At 43.3% G+C, this 25,893-nt stretch carries 25 protein-coding genes; 10 read left to right on the top strand and 15 right to left on the bottom strand.

Translation table 11 applies throughout. The features are described 5' to 3' along the window. Nucleotides 1–65 precede the first annotated feature (65 nt). On the top strand, nt 66–1,331 hold the full coding sequence (locus tag CHRO_RS14370) for a glycosyltransferase (protein ID WP_015154947.1): 1,266 nt from the start codon (nt 66–68) through the stop codon (nt 1,329–1,331). 43 nt (nt 1,332–1,374) lie between these two features. Beyond that, nucleotides 1,375–1,587 (top strand): hypothetical protein, encoded by a 213-nt coding sequence (locus tag CHRO_RS14375; RefSeq protein WP_015154948.1) that lies wholly within the window; start codon nt 1,375–1,377, stop codon nt 1,585–1,587. Nucleotides 1,588–1,698: 111 nt separating this feature from the next. Here the strand turns inward: CHRO_RS14375 and CHRO_RS14380 are convergent, their stop codons facing one another. From CHRO_RS14380 to CHRO_RS14395, 4 genes are all read right to left on the bottom strand, one after another. Then, nucleotides 1,699–2,145, bottom strand: coding sequence for a VOC family protein (locus tag CHRO_RS14380; protein WP_015154949.1), 447 nt, complete (start codon nt 2,143–2,145; stop codon nt 1,699–1,701). Nucleotides 2,146–2,240: 95 nt separating this feature from the next. Continuing rightward, entirely contained in the window at nt 2,241–3,146 is a 906-nt protein-coding gene (locus CHRO_RS14385; RefSeq protein WP_015154950.1) for a DMT family transporter, read from the bottom strand. Nucleotides 3,147–3,233: 87 nt separating this feature from the next. Next, nucleotides 3,234–4,955: a SulP family inorganic anion transporter gene (locus CHRO_RS14390; protein ID WP_015154951.1), complete on the bottom strand. Its 1,722-nt coding sequence runs from the start codon at nt 4,953–4,955 to the stop codon at nt 3,234–3,236. 561 nt (nt 4,956–5,516) lie between these two features. Then, nucleotides 5,517–6,593 carry an NAD-dependent epimerase/dehydratase family protein gene (locus CHRO_RS14395; RefSeq protein WP_015154952.1) on the bottom strand — a complete coding sequence of 359 codons (1,077 nt, stop codon included), beginning with the start codon at nt 6,591–6,593 and terminating at the stop codon, nt 5,517–5,519. Nucleotides 6,594–6,672: 79 nt separating this feature from the next. Here CHRO_RS14395 and CHRO_RS35060 point away from each other — a divergent pair, with 79 nt between their 5' ends. Together CHRO_RS35060 and CHRO_RS14400 are read left to right on the top strand one after the other, a co-directional pair. After that, a complete protein-coding gene (locus tag CHRO_RS35060) occupies nt 6,673–6,792 on the top strand; it encodes a four helix bundle protein (protein ID WP_219335928.1) in 120 nt (39 codons plus the stop codon). Beyond that, nucleotides 6,793–7,059, top strand: a complete 267-nt coding sequence (locus CHRO_RS14400) for a four helix bundle protein (RefSeq protein ID WP_219336177.1) — start codon at nt 6,793–6,795, stop codon at nt 7,057–7,059. A gap of 3 nt (nt 7,060–7,062) precedes the next feature. Here the strand turns inward: CHRO_RS14400 and hemE are convergent, their stop codons facing one another. Beyond that, nucleotides 7,063–8,109, bottom strand: a complete 1,047-nt coding sequence (gene hemE, locus CHRO_RS14405) for a uroporphyrinogen decarboxylase (protein WP_015154953.1) — start codon at nt 8,107–8,109, stop codon at nt 7,063–7,065. A 752-nt stretch (nt 8,110–8,861) separates the two neighbouring features. Here hemE and CHRO_RS14410 point away from each other — a divergent pair. Next, complete coding sequence (locus tag CHRO_RS14410; protein WP_015154954.1) at nt 8,862–9,251, top strand: hypothetical protein; 390 nt, start codon at nt 8,862–8,864, stop codon at nt 9,249–9,251. 138 nt (nt 9,252–9,389) lie between these two features. Here the strand turns inward: CHRO_RS14410 and CHRO_RS29680 are convergent, their stop codons facing one another. After that, complete coding sequence (locus CHRO_RS29680) at nt 9,390–9,779, bottom strand: hypothetical protein (RefSeq protein WP_015154955.1); 390 nt, start codon at nt 9,777–9,779, stop codon at nt 9,390–9,392. Nucleotides 9,780–9,908: 129 nt separating this feature from the next. On the opposite strand from CHRO_RS29680, the gene CHRO_RS14420 reads away from it, so the two are divergent. From CHRO_RS14420 to CHRO_RS14430, 3 genes are all read left to right on the top strand, one after another. Further along, complete coding sequence (locus CHRO_RS14420) at nt 9,909–11,249, top strand: MFS transporter (RefSeq protein ID WP_181824169.1); 1,341 nt, start codon at nt 9,909–9,911, stop codon at nt 11,247–11,249. A gap of 246 nt (nt 11,250–11,495) precedes the next feature. Next, on the top strand, nt 11,496–12,770 hold the full coding sequence (locus tag CHRO_RS14425; protein ID WP_015154957.1) for an MFS transporter: 1,275 nt from the start codon (nt 11,496–11,498) through the stop codon (nt 12,768–12,770). A gap of 170 nt (nt 12,771–12,940) precedes the next feature. Further along, on the top strand, nt 12,941–13,600 hold the full coding sequence (locus CHRO_RS14430) for a ComF family protein (protein WP_015154958.1): 660 nt from the start codon (nt 12,941–12,943) through the stop codon (nt 13,598–13,600). A 12-nt stretch (nt 13,601–13,612) separates the two neighbouring features. On the opposite strand, the gene tatC is transcribed toward CHRO_RS14430, so the two are convergent. Both tatC and CHRO_RS14440 read right to left on the bottom strand, forming a co-directional pair. Further along, on the bottom strand, nt 13,613–14,413 hold the full coding sequence (gene tatC, locus CHRO_RS14435; protein WP_015154959.1) for a twin-arginine translocase subunit TatC: 801 nt from the start codon (nt 14,411–14,413) through the stop codon (nt 13,613–13,615). A 102-nt stretch (nt 14,414–14,515) separates the two neighbouring features. Further along, nucleotides 14,516–15,115, bottom strand: a complete 600-nt coding sequence (locus tag CHRO_RS14440; RefSeq protein WP_015154960.1) for a TetR/AcrR family transcriptional regulator — start codon at nt 15,113–15,115, stop codon at nt 14,516–14,518. 182 nt (nt 15,116–15,297) lie between these two features. Between CHRO_RS14440 and CHRO_RS14445 the strand changes: the two genes are divergently transcribed. Continuing rightward, complete coding sequence (locus tag CHRO_RS14445) at nt 15,298–15,747, top strand: acyl-CoA thioesterase (RefSeq protein WP_015154961.1); 450 nt, start codon at nt 15,298–15,300, stop codon at nt 15,745–15,747. A gap of 390 nt (nt 15,748–16,137) precedes the next feature. Here the strand turns inward: CHRO_RS14445 and CHRO_RS14450 are convergent, their stop codons facing one another. Then, complete coding sequence (locus tag CHRO_RS14450; RefSeq protein WP_015154962.1) at nt 16,138–18,330, bottom strand: lytic transglycosylase domain-containing protein; 2,193 nt, start codon at nt 18,328–18,330, stop codon at nt 16,138–16,140. A gap of 173 nt (nt 18,331–18,503) precedes the next feature. Here CHRO_RS14450 and CHRO_RS32270 point away from each other — a divergent pair, with 173 nt between their 5' ends. Continuing rightward, a complete protein-coding gene (locus CHRO_RS32270; protein ID WP_181824170.1) occupies nt 18,504–18,737 on the top strand; it encodes a hypothetical protein in 234 nt (77 codons plus the stop codon). On the opposite strand, the gene CHRO_RS14455 is transcribed toward CHRO_RS32270, so the two are convergent. The 6 genes from CHRO_RS14455 to CHRO_RS14480 all read right to left on the bottom strand — a co-directional run bounded on the left by CHRO_RS14455 (nt 18,727) and on the right by CHRO_RS14480 (nt 25,093). Next, nucleotides 18,727–19,461: a 2-phosphosulfolactate phosphatase family protein gene (locus CHRO_RS14455; RefSeq protein WP_015154963.1), complete on the bottom strand. Its 735-nt coding sequence runs from the start codon at nt 19,459–19,461 to the stop codon at nt 18,727–18,729. The two genes, CHRO_RS32270 and CHRO_RS14455, sit on opposite strands and share 11 nt — an antisense overlap. A 222-nt stretch (nt 19,462–19,683) precedes the next feature. After that, nucleotides 19,684–20,037: an MGMT family protein gene (locus tag CHRO_RS14460; protein ID WP_015154964.1), complete on the bottom strand. Its 354-nt coding sequence runs from the start codon at nt 20,035–20,037 to the stop codon at nt 19,684–19,686. Nucleotides 20,038–20,174: 137 nt separating this feature from the next. After that, the gene (locus CHRO_RS14465; RefSeq protein ID WP_015154965.1) at nt 20,175–21,542 is read right to left on the bottom strand and encodes a cellulase family glycosylhydrolase; all 1,368 of its coding nucleotides are present in this window, start codon (nt 21,540–21,542) and stop codon (nt 20,175–20,177) included. 163 nt (nt 21,543–21,705) lie between these two features. Then, a complete protein-coding gene (locus CHRO_RS14470; protein ID WP_015154966.1) occupies nt 21,706–22,530 on the bottom strand; it encodes a hypothetical protein in 825 nt (274 codons plus the stop codon). Then, complete coding sequence (locus CHRO_RS14475) at nt 22,515–23,600, bottom strand: hypothetical protein (protein WP_015154967.1); 1,086 nt, start codon at nt 23,598–23,600, stop codon at nt 22,515–22,517. The genes CHRO_RS14470 and CHRO_RS14475 overlap by 16 nt, the downstream gene beginning before the upstream one ends. Beyond that, a complete protein-coding gene (locus CHRO_RS14480; RefSeq protein WP_015154968.1) occupies nt 23,597–25,093 on the bottom strand; it encodes a hypothetical protein in 1,497 nt (498 codons plus the stop codon). Before CHRO_RS14480 ends, CHRO_RS14475 begins: the two co-directional genes overlap by 4 nt. Nucleotides 25,094–25,893 lie beyond the last annotated feature (800 nt).

Genomic DNA, 25,893 nt, shown 5'->3' on the forward strand with positions numbered 1-25,893 from the left:
AAGGAATTGATTCCTGATGGCAGCCAGAGGCAGGAAAGCTAGCCATAAGGAGAAGTAAACCAACAATGTTAGAAAAACAGAATCGCATTGCTTTAATTTCTGTTGATGGCGATCCAGCGATTGAGATTGGGCAAGAAGAGGCTGGAGGTCAAAACGTTTACGTGCGCCAAGTCGGTCTTGCCCTTGCCCAGCAGGGATGGAAAGTCGATATGTTTACTCGCCGTAGCAGTAAAGAACAAGCGGCGATCGTGCAACACAATGCTAATTGTCGCACGATTCGGTTACCAGCGGGAGCGCCAGAATTTATCGGACGGGACGAACTATTCAGTTATTTACCGGAGTACGTCAAAGCTTTCCAAGCTTTTCAACAACAACATGGATTTCGTTACTCGCTCGTCCACACTAACTACTGGCTATCTGCTTGGGTGGGAATGCGATTGAAGCAACTGCAACCTTTGAGTCAGATACATACATATCACTCGTTGGGTGCAGTTAAGTACAGAAATATTGACGAGATTCCAGCGATCGCAACTAAACGGTTAGCAGTAGAAAAAGCTTGTTTGGAAACAGCGGAACGGATAGTAGCCACCAGTCCTCAAGAACAAGAACACATGCGATCGCTTGTTTCAACCACAGGACAAATTGATATTATCCCCTGCGGTACGGATATAGACAGATTTGGGGCAATCGAACGCGAAGCAGCGCGGCAGCAGTTAGGAATTGCAGCAAATGAAAAAGTCGTGTTGTATGTCGGTCGATTTGACAAACGTAAAGGGATTGAAACCTTAGTGCGATCGGTGGCAAGATTGCACGCAGCAGGTCGGACTAACTTGAAATTAATTATCGGTGGTGGCAGCCAACCCGGTCGCTGTGACGGCAGAGAACGCGATCGCATTGAAGGAATTGTTGGAGAGTTAGGTTTAGATACGATAACTGTTTTTCCAGGTCGCTTGGACGATCGAATTTTGCCAGTCTACTACGCAGCTGCCAATGTTAGTGTCGTCCCCAGTCACTACGAACCTTTTGGTTTGGTAGCAATTGAAGCGATGGCAAGCCGAATTCCCGTGGTTGCTAGCGATGTCGGCGGTTTGCAATTTACCGTAGTTCCAGAAGAGACGGGATTACTCGCACCTGCTAAAGATGACGTTGCGTTTGCCCAAGCGATCGATCGCATCTTAGCCGATTCTAGCTGGGCAAGAAAGTTAGGGGAACGAGGTCGGCAACGGGTAGAAAATCATTTTAGCTGGCAAGGTGTAGCAATCGAATTAGGACATTTGTATACCACATTGAATTCAGCCACGGTTGAGACGAGTAGAGCGATCGCAGCTTAGCAATAGTAAACGTTGGATAGCAAACTGCACAAGGAGAAATACCATGTTAAGGATTGGGGATTTCGTGCAACACAAGCAAGCAGATCTGACTGGTGTTGTCATCGGTTACGGACATCAGATAATTGATGACATTTATTTGCCAACATTAGTGGTACATTTAGATCGAAGCAAAAGTTTCAGCCGCAAAGGTATTATGGAAGATCTATCTTCCAAGTGGTTGCCTGTGGAAACAAAAATGCATACTCATGCCGCTTAGAGCTGAAAATTAGATTTTTGTTTCTGAGATTTTCGTGTCTGTTGTATTTTCCTGAGTTGTGAAGTGTAGGACTACCTGAGTCTGAATTGTCAGATTCAGGTTTTTTTTTGCTCATACTGGATCGCACCGGATTTCTACCATAAATCCATCTGGATCGTAGCAGTAAACGCCTCTACCTGTAGGGCGACTGACAGGACCGTGGGCGATCGCAATTTGATTATCTTTCAATACTTCCACGGCGCGATCGAACAATTGCGGATCGATATCGAAGGCAAGATGATAGGCACGAGTAAAACTCCGTTCGGGATCGGGATCTGGTGGTGTTAACTCCGGTTCCCAGAATAAATCTAAAACCGTTCCATCTGGAGTGACAAAGTTAGCGACTTTGCCTTGCGCTACCAAATCGATTAGAGTAGAGGGGATTTCATCGCCTGTCAGTTCGTGCAATCCCAGAATATGACAGTAAAAGTGGCGCGATGCTTGCATGTCTTTGACATTTAAGGCGATGTGGTGGACTCGCCGCAGGTTGCCAGGTGCAAGGGTACTGGGAATAGTCATGATGAAGTCAGTCCTCGTAGGGGCGGGTTTTTGAAGATCCCTATACTAGGATAAATAGTTTTGCGGTTAAACCCGCCCGTACAGAAATGGTGAAATTAGTTGGTTGACTTCGTTTTTTGCAGAGAGTTAACATTGAAAGCCAAAGCAGAAACAATCAGTAACATACCTACAGATTCCGTAAGTCCTGGTCGTTCTCCCAGTTGCAGCCAAGCCGTTAATACTCCCACTACAGGATTCATTAACACACCCAATCCTGCCGTACTTGCAGATAGATGATTTAATATATACAGCCAAAGCAACATTGCGATCGCCGTACCTGGGATAACGTTGTAAATCAACGCTACGACAAACTCGTTAGACCAAACAATCGGTTCAGAGGGAATGAAGAGAACGACAAACAGTAGCGGCACAGCACCGAAAAGAGTTTGCCAAGCTGTCAGCGATAACAGATCTAAATTATGTTGTTGTTGCAATTTCTTGGCGACAATGACCCCACCAGCCCAGCATATCCCCGCAAGAATGGCTAATACCTTACTAAAAACCGTCCCATCAAGCTGCTGAGGTTCTAAAATCAGTAGCAAACCAGCAAAACTAAGGGCGATCGCAATCCATTGTATTGTTCTGACTCGCTCTTTTAACAGCACCCAGGCTAGAATTAGCGTCCAGAAAGGCATTGTGTAAACCAAAACTGCCGTTTTTCCGGCTCCACCACTAACTAAAGCCCAAGTTGCTAACCCATACAATCCACTCGTCTGCAACAACCCCAGCAGAAAAGTACCCCCAACTGCTTGAGGTAACAACGGTTTTTTCAACCACGCCATCACGAGAAATAAACTCAAGGCTCCGAGAACTATCCGCAAAGTTGCGAATGTAAACGGTGGTGAATATTCCACTGCTACTTTCATTTGTACCCAGTTATAACCCCAAATCAGAGCTAGGGCAAACAGAGCTAAAATCGCACTGTGGGTAGATGACTGAAATAGAGATTTAAGCCTCTGCAAAAGTCTTCAAGAGGATTCTATCGAGTTTACTCTGCCAGTGTAACAAGGTGAAATCCAATAGGAAACTTGACAATAGAACTCCCAAACTCAACCAGTCCGCAAACCGATTTCAGCTACATCTAAACCGATTTCAGCTACATCTACTACAACTGCTTGTTTCAGGGCATCAGTTCGATCCAGAAATAGGTTATCGTATGGGACTAAATTGAGAATGCCAAGACTCTCTAAAAGATGCTTGACTTTACCAACTGCCCCCACGATAAATACTTGAGAACCTTTTGCCTGAGAATCTTTAATGGCAGCTTCGATTACCAGTGCCGCAGTTTCATCTAGATAAGGAACATCGCTCAGATCCATCACTAAGGTATCGCAACGCTTGATAGATAAATGTTCGCGGGCGATCGTTTTTGCCACTCCAAACAGCATTGGTCCCCCCATGTAAAACAAAGAAACTCGCCCATCAGCTAAATTGAGCAACTCTTTCTCTTCTAAATTGAGCGGGACGGAATCATCTGCACCACAAACTGCTTTGATTCTTTGAGCTTGTAAATGGCTCAATTGCTCAATTGTCAGCAAGTTAGCAATAAACATTCCTACCCCAGCCGCAACCATCAGATCGAGGAAAACTGTCATCAGCAGTACGCCATACATGATTAAGGTTGATTTCCAAGAAACCTTATGCGCTCGTTTCAAGAAATTCCAATCGAGCATTTCAATTCCAACCGCGAAAGCAATTCCAGCTAAGACTGCCATTGGAATGTTTTCCGCCAAGTCAGCCAGCCATAACACTACGACCAACATCAGCACCGCACGGATCAAACCAGCCAAAGCAGTTCTTGCCCCAACTTGAACGTTAATTACCGTTCCCATCGTCGCACCAGAACCAGGCAGTCCACCGCACAAACCAGCAACTAGATTTCCTACTCCCTGACCGACTAACTCCCGGTCTTCCTGAGTCTGGGTACGGGTCATACTGTCAGCAATGACTGAAGTGAGCAAGGCATCAATAGAACCCAACATCCCTAGCATGGCTGCATCAACGAACATCTGTACGGTTTGAGCCGGAGTAAAAGTAGGTAGATACAGGGTCGGTAGTCCTGATGGAATCTCGCCAATCCTTCTCAAATCCATGTTTTGCAGCAAGGTGAAGGAAATAATTGTGCCGATGACTAATGCTGCTAGTTGTGGGGGTATAAAGTGCTTGATTCTATGCGGCAAGAAAAAAATAACTACCATTGTCAGAGCTGCTAGACCAGTTTCGGCAGGGTTGAGGTTTGATAGCATCTGGGGTAGATTTTGTAACGTTCCTATCAAACCTCCTTTAGGAGCTTCATGTCCTAGAAATGGCGGAATTTGCAAAATAATTAGAATTGCACCAATTCCAGACATAAAACCTGAAACGACGCTGTAGGGCATGAGAATAATATATTTACCCAAACGGAAGACACCAAAGAGAATTTGAAAAACTCCCGATAGCATCACTACCGTAAATGCCATTGCCATACCATTCTCAGGATTCCTAGCAATCATTGCGCTAATAATTGCCGTCATAAATACGGTTGTCGGTCCGGTTGGTTCGGAAATTTGTGTGGGTGTGCCACCAAACAGAGAAGCAAAAAAGCCAACACAAATTGAGCCATAAAGCCCTGCAACTGGTCCCAAACCAGATGCAACCCCGAACGCCAAAGCTATTGGTAATGAAACAATTGCATTGGTGACTCCACCAAAAATGTCACCGCGTAAATTTCTGAAATGAATCTTATTTGTTAGCTGTAATTTTCTGAACCGAATCTTATTTGTTAGCTGCATTGGTTGTTCATCCCTTCAGAAAAAGACTATTGATGTCATTCTTTATGGGAAATAAGTCGCTAATATGATTCCTATTTATTGACTGTATGGATTCTACTTCTAGAGCTAGAGGAATGACACTCTTATCATTCCTTGTATCATCAAGTAATAAGCTAACAAAACGAATTTATATTTCTTTAATCTTCCAATTTTTTCTAATAGCAACGTTGCTTTTTAGCAACATACAAATAAGTTTTTAAAATAGATTTCATTCAGAAATAGTATTGAATTTTAGTAAGGTCAAAAGTCAAAATCTAAAAGTCAAAATTATTTTTACACGGGAATAAAGCTTATGGCAGAAGGTAGAGCCAGAGGGCAGAAGGAAAGCCTTTTCACAGAGAGGTGACAAGCTGCTTCGATCTCCACTTATGCTTCGAGTGCAATATACAATATATTATTTCCGATGCAATTGAGACAATTTACTCGATTTATCTTATCCGTATCGCTCTATACTAAATTAAGTGCGAAAGTATGATTTTGTTTCGCGCAAAGATGCAAAGAAGATCGCTAAAAGTATGTCTCTTAAGTATCTAATTTTCCACCACGAACTCCATGAATTTTTAAGGCATCGCTGAGGGTGGGACAATAGTTAGGTAAGCCGAAGCTGCTAGGATTGATAATATTTTTATAAGTAAAATAGCGATATTGCAAACAAAATCTATCCCAGTCTGCCATTTGAATGCGGAATAAAACTATAAATAAATTGGTCAAGGATAGATATAGAGGAATGCGAAAATAAATCTTTTTATTGAGATATTTACAAATTTCTTCTATAACCTGGTTAGCGGTTAATAGCTCTTGTCCGAGAACGTAGTGAGTTAGTAATTGGTAATGGGTAGTTGGTAGTTGGTAGTTGGTAGTTGGTAGTTGGATGGTACGTGGTACGTGGGGTGTGGGGTGTAGTGTTTTTTCTCCCTCAGCTCCCTCAGCATCATAAGCTCCCTCAGCTCTCTTCTCCCTGCTCCCTTTCATCAAATATTTCACGACTTGAGCAACATCTCGTCCGTGAATAAAATGGAAGCTGCCTTCTGTTTTGAAGAAACGGGCGATGTTAATCCACTTGGCAACATCGGGTAAGCCAGCAGATAGGTGAGAGTATGGTTTCTGGGCATCGCCTCCCAGGACTAAAGTGGGAAATAGAACGGTAATTTTAGGGGCGATCGCTAATTCTGGTAATCTACTTAAAGTTTCATATTTAGAACGAATATAATCTATGCCAAGTGTTCCTGCTTCTTTTAACAAGTTATTTTGACGATCCAAAACGCTAGCTGTAGAAAAGTAAATGACCTGCTGACATTTTTCTGGATCGAGTAAATTTAATAGTTGAATTGTTTTATTAACGTTAATTTCAAAAGTATCTTCGCCACCCCAAACAGTAGCTACTAATACAGCAATATCAATTGTTTTCAGTAAATCAGCAAACTGTTCGATATTAGCTAAATCGCCCTGTAATACTTTTACACCAGGGCGAGTAATATCTACTTGTAGTTTCTGAGGATTTCTAACTAGTAAATATAGTTCGTAGTCAGTTTCTTGAATTAAAATTTCAGAAATATAGTGACCGATACAACCGCTAGCGCCAGTGACTAAAATTCTCATAGTTAGTGGCTGGTGGCTAGTGGCTGGTGGCTTGACCTAAAGTGTGTTAAATTATACATATATTTTTTACTATACTGAAATGAGCCTTCATAGTTATCAAGATCTCAAAGTTTGGCAATTTGGGATAGATTTAGCTGTTCTAGTTTATCAGTTGACTCAAGCTTTTCCGAAACAAGAAACATATGGTTTGTCATCTTAGATACAACGTGCAGTTGTATCTGTTACTTCTAATATTGCAGAAGGTGCAGCAAGAGATTCAACCAAAGAGTTTTTACACTTTTTATCAATTACACTTGGTTCTTTAGCAGAACTGGAAACTCAATTAATTTTGGCGCAACGGTTGTCATATGTAAGCGAACAAGATTTACAAATTCTTTTATCAAGAACTTCTGAGATAGGTAGGATGGTTAGAGGTTTGCAAAAATCTTTAAAAGCAAAACTCTATCCACCAGTCACTAGCCACTAGCCACTAATATCTAATCTGTTTAGCAGTTTCAAAGAAGAATCTTACATTATCCTCTGGAGTGTCGGGTAAGACACCATGACCCAGATTGAGAATATGCCCTCTCGTACCTGCTTTTTTCACCGTATCGTAAATGCGATCGCGAATAAATTCATGAGAACCAAATAACACCCCAGGATCGAGATTTCCTTGCACGCCAATTTGATTTCCCAGTCTCGCCCGTGCGTCTGCCATGTCTACAGTCCAGTCTACGCTGATTAGGTCTGCACCACTGCGCGCCATTCTTTCTAATAAACCTGCACTTTCAGCTACCAAAAGAATCAGGGGTGTATCGGGATGGGTTTGTTTAACTTGTTGAAATACTCGCTGTTGATAGGGTAAAGCGAAAGTTTCGTAATCTTGAGGTGAAAGTTGACCCGCCCAAGAATCGAACATTTGTACGACTTGAGCGCCGCAGTCAATTTGGTAGCGAACGTAAATGGCGATCGCATCTGCTAGTTTTTCTAGTAGCTGGTGCAATACTGTCGGGTTAGAAAATGCCATTCCCTTAATAATGGAATAGGTCTTAGAACCTTTTCCTTCAACTGCATAGGCTGCAAGCGTCCACGGCGCACCGACAAAGCCTAAAACTGTAGCTTTATTCCCGACTTCGGCTCGAAGTGCCTGTAATATTTCTTTAATAAAAGGTAAGGATTCTGCTGGTTCTAACTGGCGCAAAGATTCAATTTGCGCTTGAGTCCGAATCGGCGAGTGAATGATTGGTCCCTTGCCTTCCGCAATGTCCATATCAATTCCCAAACCAGGCAACGGCGTGACAATATCGGAAAATAAAATTACGCCATCTGGTTGAAAAGCTCTCCAGGGTTGCAAAGAAACCTCAATCGCTACTTCGGGAATTTCAGAACGCTCCCGAAATGATGGGTACTTCTCGCGTAAATCTCGATACGCCTTCATATAGCGACCTGCCTGCCGCATCATCCATACTGGCGGGCGGTCTACTTCTTCTCCACGAGCAGCCCGTAGCAAGTGGGGAACCTGGGTTGCAACAACCATTCTTGCGCCTTGTAATCTTTCTGCAATTCTTTAGCGTATCATCGATCGTCATGCGATTTTTACACGAGCCTGTCAGAAATAGGAGAAAAGTTGCTAATTTCCTACTCCCATCTGTATTTGTACTTATCGTGAGTTGCTTCTATCGCTTGCTATCAACAAACTTGAAGCTTGACATAGCTGACACGGTATAGCGTCGAGTTACTTTTTCGTAGAGTAGCATTAACCGCCACGCGCAGCACAAGTTAATAGCAGATTGGATGCGATCGCTATACAAAAACCTTGTTATAATTTACAAAAATATAATTTGTTTAATTTAAGTTAAACGATTTAATTAATCTTGATGTTGTCGATATTGTCGAGCTTTTGTAACATAGAAGATGAGCTATCTTTAGTTAGGTAAGTATTTTTTGTTACCGTCGATCGCACAAACACAACTATATATTTGTATTTGCTGGATATATTAAGTAAAAATTAATGCAGTCCAGTTAATAAGCTCTGGCGATCGCCAAAATAAATAATTTGCTAGCGTCATAAAATTAGTTGACAAGCAAAAAGCAAGAACCAGCAATTAAGAATCAAAAGAATTGCCCTACCTCCGAAAATATACTTCTTTAGATAGATCGGACAAATAGACAAGCAAAACTCTCAGTAGAGATACTGAACTCTATTATTCGCTATACCTGTAAATATAGTATCCGTGGTCTTGCTACTAAAGAAGACAGTATTTTTGAATGCCGCTCGAGGGAAGAAATATGGATAATAAGGCTGACTTTTTAAAACAGCACGTAGCGCAAACACAAATTGTACGGGAAGTCAAACTGAGCGAACAAACTGTAAATGAAACAAAATCACCTCAGTTTAATACTTCCGATCTGCTCATGCTTTTAGGTCCGATTGGCTTTATTATGGGCTGGACAATTTTGTTTTTAATGCTATCTAAAATTGGAGTTGCGGCGCGAGATGAACTCTTGTTTACAATCAAGCGCTTTCAAAAAGTACCCTGTCGAAACTGTCAATACTTTACCAACAATCCTTATCTCAAATGTGCTGTCAATCCTTGTGCCGTTTTAACAGAAGAAGCACTGAAATGCTCTGACTATAGACCAGCAGAAAAGGTTGAAGAATTAGACGACGAAGATTAGCGTAAAAGACTGAGAGGAGAAAATAGAAGGAACAAGGGAGACAAGGGGGACAAGGGAGACAAGGAAGCAGAGGAGAATAAATAACTCTTAAATCTTCATTTTTAACTTTTAACTTTTAGCTTTTGACTTTTAATTTAGTTAATATTTGCCATAATCGCGTTGCAAATCGAATAGGACTTTCTCGGCATACCACTGAATAGTTCTACCAGGATTCCGGTCTTTCGCTGCACTGAGAAGTCTATTTGCGGCTTGGCGATCGCCATGTAACAGTAGCAAGAGTTTTTTTTGTAGCGGGCGGGAAACCTGTTCTATCCTAATGGCACTATCGCTATCTCCACTTTCTTCGCTATCATGTGGTTTTTGGCGACGAGGCGATGAAAATGGGGTGGTTTTGCTTTTGCCATGCTTTCTTGGCTGCACCCACCTGAGTCGGCGGCGAGATTGTTGAGAACGATAATAAGCAAACATGAATCCGAATATGAGTGCAAATACAATTACTACTCCTAGTAATACAAAAAGTCTCTGCATAGATATGACACTAATAGTAAGTAACTTGAATTGGTGCTGCGAGTAGACAACTATGAATCTTCTGTATTTATAGTTCCCAATCTGTTACAAAATTTACTTTCATATGACGTATCAATACTTAAAGCTTCAATGAATTTTTTTCAGAAAAATAACTTTTCGTCTCTGTTGCCGTCGCTGAACTCTCAAGTTTGGATTTTGGCAAGCGGTCGCTTCCTATCAAATGTAGGTACGGGGTTTACCCTGTTTTACGCGCCAATTTTTTTCGTCAACCAAGTCGGCTTATCTGCCACTGCTGTCGGCTGGGCGTTGGGTAGTGCTTCTATTTCTGGAGTTGTGGGACGAATTTTGGGGGGAGCATTTTCAGATTCACAGTTTTGGGGTCGTCGTCGCACTCTCTTACTATCAGCAGCGATCGCGGCGATCGCCTGTTTTGTCCTCGCCATTACTCCAGATTTCACCACTTTAGTTATCGGCAACTTACTCCTGGGACTGGGACAAGGTTTGTATTGGCCCGCAACTGAAGCTGTTGTTGCCGATGTAACATCCACCGACCAACGCCGCGAAGCTTATGCCGTGACTCGCTTAGCCGACAATCTCGGTCTAGGGATGGGAATTGTATTTGGTGGCGTTTTGATTGGGACAACAGGAGCTTATCGAGCGCTATTTATTTTAGATGGGTTATCGTTTCTAATTTTCTTAGCCGTCGTCTATTTTGCGATCGCCGAAACTCGACCGCAGGAGAATCAAACTGGAGCGTTTGCGCCTGGGAGTTGGCAAATAGCCTTGAGCGATCGCAGCTTATTAGTGTTTGCGATCGTCAATATTATTTTTACAACTTACATCGCCCAGCTACACAGCACCCTACCCCTTTATCTGAAAAATTTTGTTCCAGTTAGCAGTGGAGGTCAAGGATTTACTGAAACTACAATCAGCATTTTATTCGGCTGGCATATGGCTATGGCGATCGTGACTCAGTTACCTGTGGCACGCGCTTTAAAACGTTTTACTCATCCTCAAGCTTTAACAATCTCTGCCTTGATGTGGACTTTAGGCTTTTTCTGTATTTGGATAACAGGAACAGTTGCTAGTGGTCAAATCACTTGGGCAATTTTAGCTTTAAGTCTACTGGCGATCGCCACTGTTGCTTACACTCCCTCTGCATCCGCATTGATTACCGACCTCGCACCTCCAGCTCAAATTGGTATCTACTTTTCCATCAACTCTCTATGCTGGGCAGGCGGGTATTTCATCGGACCGCCCTTGGGTGGTTGGGCATTAGACCAGTCAGCCGCGATCGCAGATAGTTTTTGGTTGGGTTCAGCCCTTAGCGTGGCGATCGTCGTGGGAATTTTACAGTATTTACGCCGCTTATTAGGGAGCAGGGAGCAGGAACGAGCTGGGAGCAGTGGGGGGACAAGGAGGACAAGGAAGACAAGAAAGACAAGAAAGACAAGGGGGACAGGGGAGTAATTCTGGTTCCACCAGCCACCAGTCACTAGCCACTCTTTACTGATAACAGATAATTACAATCAGGGGAAATACGCAAGGCAAAAGTTAATTTGGAAGAATAAAATTAATTGCCTTCCAGTTAAGTCTTGAAGAGGCTGCGATCGCAGCCGATTGATGTATTTGTGAAAGACAAATGCAAAAATTTTTCATGCCTAGATCGGTAGGTATTTGTTTACCTGTCCGCAGCTTTGCTGTTTTTCGTCAGAAATGAAGTTTATAATTAAGTATCAATTTACTTCCTGGTTGCCACAGCTTAATTCACAAGTTTGGATACTGGGAATTGGTCGTTGTATTTCCCAACTAGGTATCGGTTTTACCTTATTTTATACAACCATATTTTTTGTCAATCAGTTAGGATTTTCTGCCACTAGTGTTGGTTTAGCTTTAGGCAGCGCATCAGTTGCAGGCATATTGGGTCGGTTGGTGGCAAGTTCTTTATGCGACTCGTCCGTATGCGGTCGCCGTCGAACTCTATTACTTTCCGCCACGTTAAGCGCGATCGCCGCAGCCATCTTAGCCGCAACCAATAGCTTTGCACTCTTAGTTATCGGGAACTTACTGTTGGGGTTTGGACAGGGTTTGTACTGGCCCACTATTGATACTGTCATCACCGATTTAATTTCTCCCTCACAATGCCAAGACACTTTTGCCGTGATGCGAGTCATGGACTATGTAGGCTTAGGTGTAGGAATTCTTCTAGGTGGGGAAATAGTCGGTTTAACAGGCGCATATAGAGCGTTGTTTTTGTGCAACGCTGTAGGATTTGTTGTTTTCTTCATGCTGGTCTATACAAAAGTTACAGAAACTTACCAACCGCAGAAATCAAGTTCTCGAATTAAAGGCAATTGGTCAGCAGCCTTGAGCGATCGCTGTCTTTTGGTCTACGCGATCGCTAATACGATGGCGGTTGTATATGCCTCGCAGTTTCAAGCCGTGCTACCTCTGTACTGGAAAAACTTCGCCGTCGCAGATAGTACGGTCGAGCAAGGATTTTCAGTCACCACAATTAGCATCCTGTTTGGCTGGCACGTACTTTTAGCGATTGTTTGTCAATTACCAATTACCCGTGCTTTGAAGCGCTGGAGTCCCCCTCATGCAATGATCTTTTCTACCTTAATGTGGGCATTAGGTTTTGTTGTCATTTGGGTAACAGGTATAGCGCCATCGGTTCGCCTCGGCTGGGCGATCTTAGCAACAGAAATTTTTGCGATCGCTGCTGTATCCCTAACTCCTGCTGCGGTATCGATCGTCAACAGCTTAGCTCCCCCCTCACAACGCAGCGTTTATTTCGCGATCAACTCCCTCTGTGGTTCGCTCGGCTACATCATCGGTCCTCCTTTAGGAACATGGGTATTAGATCGATCGCCTCAGATGGCAGATAGATATTGGTTGTTTTTAGCTGCGAGTACAGTATTCACGATCGGCATTTTGCAATACCTGCATCGTTTGTTGCAACAACGAACAGTTGTCAGTTATCAGTAACTAGTAGCTGGTGACTAGTGGCTAGATTTTCTCCCTCAGTTCCCGATCGCTTTGCGATTCTCTCTTCTCCCCGACTCTTGTACGGGTGGGTTTTGAACCAAGATATATTGCCTCATCTGCGCGATCTTTCACTAAACCCGCCCCTACGACTCCCTACTCCCTGCTCCCTCATGTGGACTGATGTAATTAGCATATTTCTCAAGTCAAATTGCCCTTTATGTCAGCGTCCGACTGGGAAAGTATTCTGTGTTGATTGCACCAGACAACTACAGCACTGTCAACTAAGCGATCGCCATGTCCGTTCTACAACAGAAATCCCAGTATTTGCTTGGGGAATCTATGGAGGAGCGCTCAAACGGGCGATCGCGGCTCTAAAGTACGAGAAAAAATCTCAAATCGCTCAACCGTTAGGGTTCTGGCTGGCTGATGCTTGGTTAAATCTCCCATCGACTTCAAGCCAGCCAATTGTCATTCCAATTCCACTGCACGCAACCAAGTTAAGGGATCGCGGTTTCAACCAAGCGGAGTTATTAGCGCGGAGTTTTTGTCAGATGACGGGGCTAAAATTGCGATCGCAGGGATTGGAGCGCGCGCGCCAAACTGTACGCCAGTTTGAATTACCTGCAAACGAGCGAGAGCAAAATTTAGTTGGAGCCTTTCACCTCGGGTCGGATTTTCGTCACCGTCGCCCTGTACGTCCAGTTTTGATCTTAGACGATATCTATACAACTGGCGCAACAGCTCGCTCAGCCGCTCAGACTTTGCGTCAAGAGGGGATTCAAGTTTTTGGAGTCGTGGCGATCGCTGCTACCTTGAAAGGAAAGGGCTAAAAATCAAAAATCTTATTTGCCCAAAACTTTAACTATACCAATACCACCAAAGTAGAGCGCCAGCACCGCACCCGCGAGCAGAGATTGAGTTATCGGATCGGTAGAGGGTGTTAATACTGCACCTAACACGACTGCACCTAACAAGACGAAGCGCCACCCTGACAGCATTTTGGCAGAAGATACGATACCCAATATACCGAGTAAGGCTTGGATAATGGGAATTTGAAACGCTAAACCGATGCTGAACATGAACAGCAAGACAAATTCAAAGTAGCGATCGATCGACCATAGTTGTTCTACTACATCTGCTCCGTAGCTGATAAAGAAATTTAATGCAGCTGGAATCAGTACCAGGTAAGCAAAGGCTAATCCGGCTCCAAACAGCACGGTAGAACCTAAAACAATTGGTGCAATTAAGCGGCGTTCGCGGCGTGTCAATCCTGGTAAAATAAACTGGACGATCTGGTAGAGGATGAATGGACTGGCTACAAGTAAACCGCTGTAGCCTGCAACTTTGATTGAAACAAAAAAGTATTCGCCTGGAGCCAGTTGTAGAAACTTAACTCCCTGTGCTGGCACTTCTAATAATCTAACAATCGGTTTGACGGCTATGAAACAGCCAATAACCCCTACGACTACAGCAATTAGGGCATAGAAAATCCGCTGTCGCAACTCCTCTAGATGCTCGAACAGGGACATTTCCACTTCGTCAGGCAGTTCGTTCAGATAAGAATCTTGCTCTTGAACCGCTGGCTCGATGTCATTATTTACATCTGCCTGAGATGCAGTGTCAACTTCAGAGGGTGGTGTCATTACTCAAGCCATTTCCATATCTGATGAATATTGTATCTGTAATGAAGGGAGCAGGGAGTAGGGAGTAGGGAGTAGTGAGATTTTGATTTTTAACTTAACTTGTCATCCCTCATTCTTGATTTGAACCATCGCTCTAATTGCTGCTTCAATTCGTTGCCAGCCTGTAGGTGAGGTTAGATCTATACCCAGAAATGATGGGTATGTGCGCGATCGCAATGTTAAATAGACGATTCCCGCAATTAAAACTGCGCCGATCGCTGGAAGATCGCGATTTTGGGATGTAGGGTAGTTTTGCCTTAAATAATCCAAGCAGGCGATCGCTGTTTGTTCTCTGATTTGTGCTAGTTCTTCCGTTAACTCGTTTCCTTCTAACAGCTCCCAACGTAAGATTTCTTGCGTAATTGGACGCTCTTGTAAGTCTTGTGACAGTTGCAATAGCATTCTTACCATTTCTTCGTCCCAAGAATCTGCTGCTACGCCATTATCGATCAGTTCTTCGGCATTAATCCAATAATCTCCTTCTTTACCAAATGTCCGCAGTAGCTCTGGCAAGCTGCCAAAATATCGGTAAATTAACACTTTATCGACTTGTGCTTCGCGGGCGATCGCATTGATGCCTAATTGTCTAAACCCTGATGCTGATAGTAATTTGCCCACTGCTGCTAGAATTCTAGCTTTTGTCTCCTCTTTATCCCGCGTCATCGAAACATCGTACTATTGTCACTGACTGGTGACTATGATACCTTGTCACTATCTGGTGACTTAAGTAAAGTTTGGTCGCGCAAAGACAAGGACACTTCCGTGCGGGGGTTCCCCCCGTTGAGGAAAGTGTCCGTGCAGAGGCGCAAAGTGTTTTTCGTAGAATAGGCGTGAAGTATAAGAAAATGAAGAAGATTTGTTTAGATTTAGAGATTTATACCTATCAGATCGATTTTGTCGGTCATGTGAATAATTCTGTTTATCAGCAGTGGATGGAAATCGGAAGGACTAAGTTGTTAGAAGCGGTAGGAATGCCAATTCACGCGATCGCAGAACGCGGTTTTGTGCCTATATTAGTTCAGACAAATATTAATTACAAAAATCCTCTTTATTTGGGCGATCGCGTGCGCTTAGAGTTATGGCTTTCCGAACTCAGAGCTGCATCTGCCATACTAGATTTTCGCTTTTTTAATGGTGATAATACGTTGGTAGCAGAAGCACAGCAAAAAGGACTATTCATCGATCGAGAAACTAAGCGTCCGCGTCGATTGCAAACGGAGGAGCGAGAATTATTTAGTCCTTATGTAATTTCTGAATTTAGCGCTAATTCCAATCGAGAAACAGCAAAAGTGTAGCTTTATTTAGCTTCTGGTGAAACCTTGACTTCTGCACTAGTTTGAGTTAAGTTGCCAGCACTGTCTCTAGCGGTATAAGTAATCGTATAAATTCTCGGTTGTCCGTTTTTAGATTTTGCTCTTAGAAAAACCCGTCCATCTGAATTAATTTCAATATCTTCTGAGGTTAAGCGATCGCTTAGAGCAAATTTATCGTTGAACCTATTTTCACTACAACAGTAATTTCACCAGATTACTTTCTGGTGTGCGATCGCAATTGGCGTATAATAGATAAGGTTAATGTTTTGCTAAATTGCGTAAACATTTACATCTATTATCAAATATTTTGAAAAGTTAAATTTAAGATTTAAGCTCGGTAAGTCCTCTTTTTTAAGGAGGATTTAGGAGGATCTAATTACTTGCTACATCAATTGACATCGACGGATGCACGTCAGAATATTTAGCAACTAATCGAGAAACTTGTGGGTTGTATAATCGCAGATAATTCCAATAATTCCCAAATACTTGACGCACGTATCCTTGAGTTTCGCCAAAAGGAATTGATTCGACAAATTCATCAGGATCTTGAGTATTGAAACGCTTCAGCCATTTTTCTACGTTGCTCCAACCAGCATTGTAACTCGCGATCGCCAACAATGAATAATTATCAAACCGATTGTGGGTGTAATCCATATACCAGGTTCCTAGTTGGATATTATCCTGGGGATTTTCTAAATTGTACTCAGATACATTAATTTTTTCTGCTATGTATTGAGCTGTACCAGGCATTACTTGCATTAATCCTACTGCTCCAGCTACAGAACGAATTGTCGGTTCAAAACGTGATTCTTGACGAATTAAAGCCGTGACTAAAAGCGGATTGAGCTGATGTTGTTGCGCCCAAGTTTGAATTAATGGTAAGTAAGGAAAAGGATAACGTGCTTGCCAATAGCCTAGCTGTTTACTCAAATTTTGATATTCTGCTTTTTCTAAGGGAATATCTCTGTCTTCTAAAGTGGAAATTTCATTAATACCAATTAAGTTTTCTCCCTTCGCCAAATACATTAAACCATCGGTAAATTGTTCGGCTACAGTTGGTTTTTCTGGATTGCTGTATTCTACCTGCCATAAAGCTATAGCATCAGCATCTTGCCCTAATTGATAAAGCTCTTTTAAAGCAGGAGAACCAGCAAGCGGAAGGACACGTTGAGGCAATGAAAAATCGGGGTTTATCTGACGTACAGTTGTAAAATCACCAACATCTAAACCCAAAAGTGTAGCCGATCGCCACGCATAATAAGACTGGGGAAACTTACTCAAAACATATTCAAAAGCAGTTTTAGCAGCTTCACTTTTGCCTAATTTCTCTGCCCATTTCCCGATCCAAAAAGCCGATCTAGGTGCGAGAATATGTTCGGAATTGCGCTGAGGAATAGCTTCTGCCCATCTCGTTGCGGCTTGATAATCTTTTTTTGCAGCTTTTTCTTGTGCGACTTGCCAGCGATATTCCGCTGCGGCATCTGAATCGCCATATTTATCTAATAATAATTGTCGGACTTTGGCAGCAGATTGCTTACTATTCAGATTGTCGAGTAAATTTGCTTTTGTTACCAATGCTTCCCCTGCTTGTTTGGGAAAACGATTGACAATCCAATCTAAATATGAAATAGCTTCTTTCGGTTTGGATATCCGCGCCAATCGCATCAGCGCCATTCCAGATTCTTCTGCGTTGGGATAAGCAGCTACTAGTTGTTTGTAAACAGAAATAGCTTCTGTTTGTTTGGTACTCAATTGCAATCCTCTGCCCCAGCGATAAACGTTGCGGGGGGTACGAGGCGATTTAGCGTAGGCGACAGCAGCTTTACCATATTCCCGATTCTCCCAGTAAGCTTGGGCGACTGTTTGCCAATGTTGGGGTTTGAGTTGCGCCGCCGACTGACTGACTAAGCGATCTAAAACAGGGACGATCTCCGGCTTCTGGTAGTCATATTGCGCCAGAAGTAACTGCAATCGCGGCTGCTGAGGATTTTTTTGGAGTAGCAAACGGGCAATATCTAAACTGCGGGGATGGCTGGGAAATAGGGCGATCGCTTCTTGCCAATATTGCGGTTCGTTTTTCCCCAGCACGAACAAGGCTTCTGCTGCTACCGGACTTTTAGAATGGCGCTGGAGTAAGTCTTGCCAAGCGGCTTGAGTTCTTACCTTATCTCCCGTCAAAGAATACGCTTGGGCGCGTTTGAGGGCGATATGAGCCGCTAGTTCGGGATAATCTTTTTCTAAATCTTGCAAAACCGCGATCGCTTTGTCGCCTTGCCGTTGTATGATAAGGTCGCTCGCTATAAGGTAACGGGCGCGGCTGCGCTCGCGAGAGCTAGATTGTTGGGCGATCGCTTGTAATCGTCCTGCTCTCTCGTTGGGAGAAAGAGAAACTAGGGATAAAACTCCTGATTTTGGAATATCTAAGCCGTTTTTTCCTTGCGGTCTCAGCAGAGCAATTCCGTTCTCTCGATAGTTATTGTAGTTAGCAACTATCAGCGGTACACCCAGTAGAGCAATAAATAAGCATACCCCAGCGGCAAAAGCATAAGATCGTCGCTGCAACATAAAGATTAAGTTTAGTTAACCTGAACTTTAGATTAAATCTCTGCCAATCTAGCATTCCCAATTGGCAACTGGCTGCTGCGATCGCTTTTAATTTTTCTGAAAAACAGGAAGTCGGGAGTCGGGAGCAGGGAGTAGGACAAGGGGGAACTCGCTCTTCCCCGCGACCGAAGGGAGTGGGGATTAGGGGGCGAAGGGGGACAAGGAGGACAAGGGAGCAATTCAAAATTCACGCATTCAAAATTCCCCGCACCCTACACCCTACAACGCTAGTTGCTTCAGGGCGCGGAACCCCCCGCACCGCACTGGCTCCCCCACACCCCTTCTTCATGCACTACTTACTACTCGCTCCTGTGTGTCTGCTGTGTGACGTGGAGTTAGAATCAGTGTTGGCATCAATTACAGCTTGACTAAAACCCCAGGTTCTTTTTGGATCGGAACCACGTTTAATATATCGGTCTGAGAGCAGTATTTTAGATCTTCGTGACAGTCTAGGCGTAACAACCGCTTACCGTGACTGGCTTGGTGCATTAGCTCTAATAACTTATCTTGCCATTGGGTAAATAGCGCAGTCGCGCAGATGACTTCATCGTTACCCGCTATTTCTTCGATTGGTAAGCTAGTCTTCTCCCATAAACTATGGGCGATCGCTCCCGCACAAACTGTATCCTCTAATGAAAAACTGCCTTCCCAACCCGAACCGACAATCCAGACTGTTTCTGGTTGTTTTTCTAATACGTACTTTACTACTGCTGCCCGATTGATCAAAGCTGCTGCCATTACAGTTGGAGCATTCTCGATCTTTTGTAGGGCGCGAGTCCCATTTGTTGTACTAATAAATAATCGTCTACCTTCAACTCTTTCTGGGGTGCAGTCGAGGGGAGAATTGCCCATGTCAAAGCCTGCAACTTTTCCCCCGCCTCGTTCTCCTGCCCGCAGTCGTTTTTCTGGCGACCATTTATCGCTGACGTGCATGAGTTGTTCTAGATCGCTAAATACTTGAACGGCTTCGCCACCAGCGGCTAGGACAGTTGCTATAGTAGACGTGGCTCTGAGTACGTCTACGGCGATCGCACAATCTGGGTTGCAGTCTCCAGGTACTAGTTCTGGAGTGTGATAGACGTATAGCTTCACGGGGGAGCGCCCTATAATTTTAAATTTAATTCAAACTTCCGCAATCTTACCAAAGATTGTTTAACAATTATCTTTGATTTTGGTGCTTGCTAAGTTTGAATGAGAAAGGCGATCGCGAACGGTTTATGCTGTGCAAGTACTATTTCTAGCTTTTCCTTTCAATTGCAATACGTGGTGTCTTTTGTACTATTCAGAAATTCAAATACTTACGATTATAAATTTCTATAGATCGAGAGAACTTAAGATAGTTCCATGCAGCATGTCTCTAGAAGGATGCCACAGATATTCTTTAAGATTGATTTTTCCGGCTGAGTTGAATTTTATTCCTTCTTGCTCTAGCAACGTTTTTTGTAAGTAGTCTGCACCATGTCGCAGAGGTGAATAGGAGATTTCGCCTTTTGCATTAATCACTCGCTGCCAGGGAATATCAGAGTTTTTATCCACGCGATAAAGAGCATAGCCGACTAGACGAGCTTTACCATAGAGATTTGCTAAGTCTGCTATTTGTCCGTAGGTGGCTACTTTTCCTCTAGGAATTTGGCGCACTATGTTGTAGATGGTATTGTAGGTAGACATTTGGCAGTTATCAGTTACCAGTTATCAGGGTGTGGGGTGTGGGGTGTAGTGAGTGGTGAATTTTGAATTTTCTTGCTCCCTCAGCTCTCTTTTTCCCCTGATCTCCAGCCACTAGCCACTAGCCACCAGTCACTGTTTCATCGTGGAAATACGTCAATAATTTGATTCAGGTTCATGGCGTAAAATTCATCGCGGTGTGTTATCCCTGCTAATTCCCACAAAAATACGCCTTTTGCTCCCAATTGAAAAGCCTGTTCTGCCCAGTTTCGATAAATTGGAATTCGTTCTTTTTGTAATACAGTAGCTGGGAGAGGAGAACGATCTGTTTCTGACTGACAGCGACACCAGCCCATTTCTCCTAAATACCAAGGTTTATTACCAAATACAGTAGCGCGAGATTTTATCCATTCTTCTCCCATTTTTACGTAACTTTCGGGAGTCTGGGGGCGATCTGATTGTAGTAAATAATCCCAACCACGGCGATCGCGGAATCGTCTACCACACTCGTTAGGTTTGTTAAATTCTACTGCTTCATGGGTATACATGTGGATGCTTCCCATTGTCAAAGTACTATTTGGCGCAAACAGATTAGTTTTTAGATCGATTCCTTCATAATACTGGCTTTCGTTTTTGAGATAATTTAATTGCAAGTCTATAGGAGAATTCAACCAACCCTCTTCACCTGTAGTAATATTAACTTTTGGCAAACTCCTTTTCACAAAACTAGCTTGACGATTTAACCACTGAGCCACTATTTGATGAGAATATAAATTGTTCTCAATCTTTTGATTCTCCATACTGTAGCGATTCTTACCCCGTGGTTCGTTCATAATATCGAGAATTGCCACTTGAGAATATTTTCGACAAACTTGAAGTACGGGTTGAATGTGAGTTTGAAATAATTTTTCAATTGCTGGGCTTGTATAAAAATCAAGGCTATATTTCAAATAATATTCTTCATCTTTGCGGTTGCAATAAGCGTCGAACCATTCTTCTCGCTCGATTTTGCTTACCCATTCTAAATATCTAAGAATACCACCGTACTCGATCCAATAGTTAGCCAAAACAGGCACGATATAGAATTCCATTTCGGCTAATGACTGCATCATTGCGTCTAAAACATCTAGCACTCGACGATCCATTTGTTGAGCCGTCGTCCACAGCATGGCATCAAAATGAAACGGTCGATTGACTCCCTTTTTTACAGTTTGTCTTTTGTCTGAGGGATAGTTATTACCAGCAAGAAACCGAATTGCATTAATTTTACTGCGATCGCGTAATCTCGCTAATCCCAGTTCGTCTTGCAGGTATTTGCGGATGGTTTGACGTAGATTAGCTTGAGGATTTTCCTTTGCTTTCCGATAGCTTTCTGTCAAAAGATAGAAAGCATTAATTCCATAAAAAGGTTCGGAAGCTGCACTATTAGCAGGTAGTAAATGAGTGGCGATCGCTCCCATCGCTGCATACGATCCAGCTTGAATTAATTGCCTTCTAGTTAGATTCATATGAAAGTTAAAAGTCAAAAGCTAAAAGTTAAAATAAACTGAGTTAGAGTATCGGGTTAACTAGCTTAATTTCATAAGCGATCGCTCCACCAAAATTAATTTAACCGTTTGTTGCATCAATACGATAACGTTTTGACTTTTGACTTTCAACTTTTGACTTTCTTCACGGTGACTTTGGCTCTGTAGGGGGCGCAGGTGTTTCTGATTCTGCCTTTTTCCCAGCTCCGAATGTATACCAAATTTGAGCTTCAAAACTGCCACCAAATTCAGTTAAGTTTTTAAAACCACCTACAGACAAAGTTAAATTGTCATTTGCACCCCAACGCATCTGTCCGCCGATTTTGGAAAAATCTTCGTTATCTGATTCTCGCAAGCGATAAATCCCGTAAAATTGGGTTGCGAGGGCGAACCGACGCAATATATCGACGCTGAGTTCTCCAGTGAGACGCAACTCATCGCTAGACGAGCCAAAATAATCGCGATAGCCGACTTCTACAGTTCCATAACCAAAACGCTGTTTGCCAACTTGAAAGCCTCGGCTGACGGGTAAACTCACTTCTAAGCCAACATCTTGATTCCCCGCACCGGAGGGATCGTCGTCAGCATCGTAACCTAAAGGCACGATGATATTAGCTTGTAAGGCTGTTGCCCAGTAGGGATCGCGGTTGAAGCGCCAGCGAATACCAGTTTCTTGAGGTGCAAAGCCTGAATTTTCATCTCCGCCTCTGTCGTCATTTTTCGACCAAGCAAAGGGTGATTTGAAAATAAAGGTCAAATTGTCTTGTAAACCATGTTCTAGATAAAACTGAATTTCTTGTTTGTGAAAAGTGTCGGTATCGAAATTGCTATAGCTGAGGGAAGTGAAGTTGAAGTTTTTTGGTTGAGTAAATCCCCCTGCTAAACTTGGCAATGATTCTGCGATCGCGCATACTCCGCTGAGTAACACTGTAGCGATCGCTCCTTTGAGGTGCTTTACCCTAAAGCCCATTCTCCCTCCTGTATGACTCCTTTAAAAGTCTTTGCGGCATCTAGGGCATTATAGGGATTATTCTTGTACAAACCGTAGTGCATTAAAGAAAACTTATCTAGTCCCATGTCAGAAACTGTTTTTAACCAACTCGGTTGTGCCATGATCGCAAAGTCTCGCGTCACCGTATCGGCACGACCCCCATTGGGATGAAATTCTTTAATTGAAGGCTCGTAGTGCGACACCATCAAGGATTTGCGGTATTTGGAAAAAATTTCGCAACACTGGCGAATTTGTTCGGGGTTGCCTGGGTCTGGACGCTGAATTTCTGGGTTAAATTCCCCTGCTGGTCTGGGTCGCATCGATTGAAAAGCAACACCATCCATTTGCTGCATCATCTGGGCAAAAGGGGGAATCATGCTTCTACCGCTACCCTTGTTAGGAAAATCAAACGTCACAATCCATCCACCCCAACTGGGAGCTACCCAAGCACTAGGCAACTGACGCTTAATAATTGCCCTCGCCTGCAAAAGATTTTGCATCAGTTTTTCGTAGTATTTTTCGGTTTGGGCGTTATACGTATCTGCGGGTACGCGCCAGTAGGAAAATTCAGTTGCTAGCGTCCAGTAGGTTTGTCTGCCTTTAGGATTGGCTTTGCGAATGTATCCAGCTAATTCTTCCAAGTCTTCTAAGTATTGCTGGGAGATGTGATAGTCTCCCGTAGGTAGTTTAGTATCATCTTCCCAGGTAATGACTTGTAAGCTGTAACCAGCTGAAAACCAAGCTGATAGCAACCCTTGTCGATGCCAAATTCGCCAGAAACTCAAATCGCCTTGTTTCCCATTAACACAGTTGAGCCACCCAGTGAGAAAATCGGGCGACCAAGCTTGAACTAATTCTCGCACGGCGGGGTTTGCTTTAATCTCTCCTATGAGTTGAGCCGGATCTGCTCCAACACCAAGATGCCAACGGGTAGCGTTGCCTGCTTGCAATACTGGCTCTTTGCCAGCAAAACGGCGATCGCAAAATGTTAGCAGCATCGAAGTGGCAAACAAACCTTGCAAATATTGACGACGAGAATAGCGGTTCATGGTGGGCTAAGGCGTTGCAGAAGCTTATAGTGTGGGTTGCCAAATACCTCCTGAAAACCTGGCAGTGTAGTTTCAGTTAGTTGAGGCCAATAAGATAAAATCCGGTCTTGCTCGCTACCGCGAGTCTGCGCCCCTGGAATCAAAATATAATCTGTCAGCAAATCTGGCTGTTGTAAAGCCAAGAAAAACTCGTTTTGATAGGGCAAAATAAAGTAGCTAGCATCATTGAGCATGTAAATCACTGGAAAGTTAACTGCATCGTCAAGTAATACCTTTTGACCTGGTAAAAGTTTTTCGTGCAACACCTGAGCAATTTGTCTTTGTGCTTGTTTTTGTTGCAGCCATTGTTGTACTGGAATTGTGGTCAAATGTTCTTGACCAGAGATCTGTCGCCAGAAAATAGCTTCTTCTGGTATGACCCGATCTTGTTGTAAGAAAGACACACCGATCGCTAAATTGGCAGCTAAAGCTGCTGTCAGCAAGGAACGCTGCCAGAATTGAGTTGGAGTTTGGAGTTGGACGATCGCTGGTAGAATTCCTAAAAAAACTCCAAAGCGGCTGACCTCTGCCATAAAGGCTCCCTGAAAAAATCCAGCTACTAAAAGCATGACTGGCAATAGCAAAATTGCTGTAAATAACAGCTTTTGTTTCGATTTCCAGATCGTCCAACCCGCGATCGCTAAATATACAGGCACGACTTGTACTAGCCAAGCGAAGCTCTGCCACCAACTATTCAAAAAATCCTCTTGTTGCAAGAAGATTTTAGTTTCTGCTAATCTCATCCCGCTGTAATGGCTGTTGAGAAAATAGTAGGCATCTCCAGTAAACATCCAGTTCATATACAACCACGTCGCAATCAGGACGAGGCTCATGAATAGGGTGACTAAGATTGCCGTTACTTTAAAATCCCAAGCTTCGGTAGGAAATAACAGCAGAACGATTAAGGCGACTGCGGGTAAAATTAGCCACGCTTCGTAACGCAGTAGCATTAGGGGCGCTAATCCCAGTCCTAATAGAACTAAGAGTAAGGTAGTCGGTAGCGATGGTATTTCTTGCCCTTTCGCCAACATCCATAGCACTGCCATCAGCAGCATCAAGAAAATCGTCACGGCAACCCAAACTGGACTTCGCAGTAGCATTAAGCTAAAAGCGGGGTTCAAGACAATTAAGACAGTCCAAACGCTACGCCAAATCGCAGGAACGGCAATATTGCCCATCTGCCAGACAATTAACCCGACTGCGATCGCCCCTAGCAAGGCTTGCAAGGTAATCGCCGAGCCAACAATCAACGTGGAATAGACCATTAGTGGCGGAAAAATGGACACGATCGCCCGATATCGGGGTTCAGCTCCATTGAGGGCTTGCAGTGCTTTTGCTCCCAGAAACTCCGTATCGTAGTTAGAAAAGCCACTCATATCTAGCCAAGCCAAAATCAGACCCAGCCCGATCAGAGCGATTGCCCCTGCACTTAGCCCTTTCAAAAGATTAGGCATGTCGGAATTGACCAAAGATAGTTCATTTATTTACGTTAATCGGTCGCGGCTATCTCGCGTCCAATTCATTTGACCGTGCTAATGAAACTATTGGTTCTTGTTGCAACTCGTGCAGCAAGCGCAGAGCAGGGAGAATACAATCGGAGCGGGCTTCTACTTACCTTGAATTCCCAGAGATCGGATTGGAATTTCTGATGGCAAGACTCAGACCTTCCCTTCTCATGATTCCTCTGTTCGTGCAGGAGGCAGCAGGATCGATCCATCTGCTATTGACTTGCCACCTACTTTTTTCTCGATATACTCGATCTAACTGTTGCCATTTGCTCCAGCCTGCATGTATTAAGTAGTTATGTTTTTTCATATGCTGCACGTTCATGCATATACTCTACGTATATATGGACTCAGGCAAAGCTCCTAACTAGAAATGTGACATAATTTGTTGCCCATATCTTTGAGTCACTGTTTTTATTTATACCATACCTTGAGTAGTTATTTATACTCTATTGAGCGAATATTTGTAGCTTGATATAGGCTAAAGGTGAAGCGGTCGCTCGGTCTTAAAACTTGAAAACTGGAAACAAAATCGGAACTATAATTGTCAGTGATGTTTTTACAATCAACCAATTAAAAGTTATATAGCAATCTACCTTGTTATCTCAATCTATGTTGCCTGTTAGATTTTGACAACCAGGAGTCAGGAGTCAGAAGAATTAATTGAAGACTTTGTTAGACAAACCCACAGATAGGCAAACCCAGATTTATGCAGACCCATAGCCTACGCTCAGACTATTATGCGTACC

Origin of the sequence: Chroococcidiopsis thermalis PCC 7203, assembly GCF_000317125.1 — a bacterium.
Taxonomy (GTDB): domain Bacteria; phylum Cyanobacteriota; class Cyanobacteriia; order Cyanobacteriales; family Chroococcidiopsidaceae; genus Chroococcidiopsis; species Chroococcidiopsis thermalis.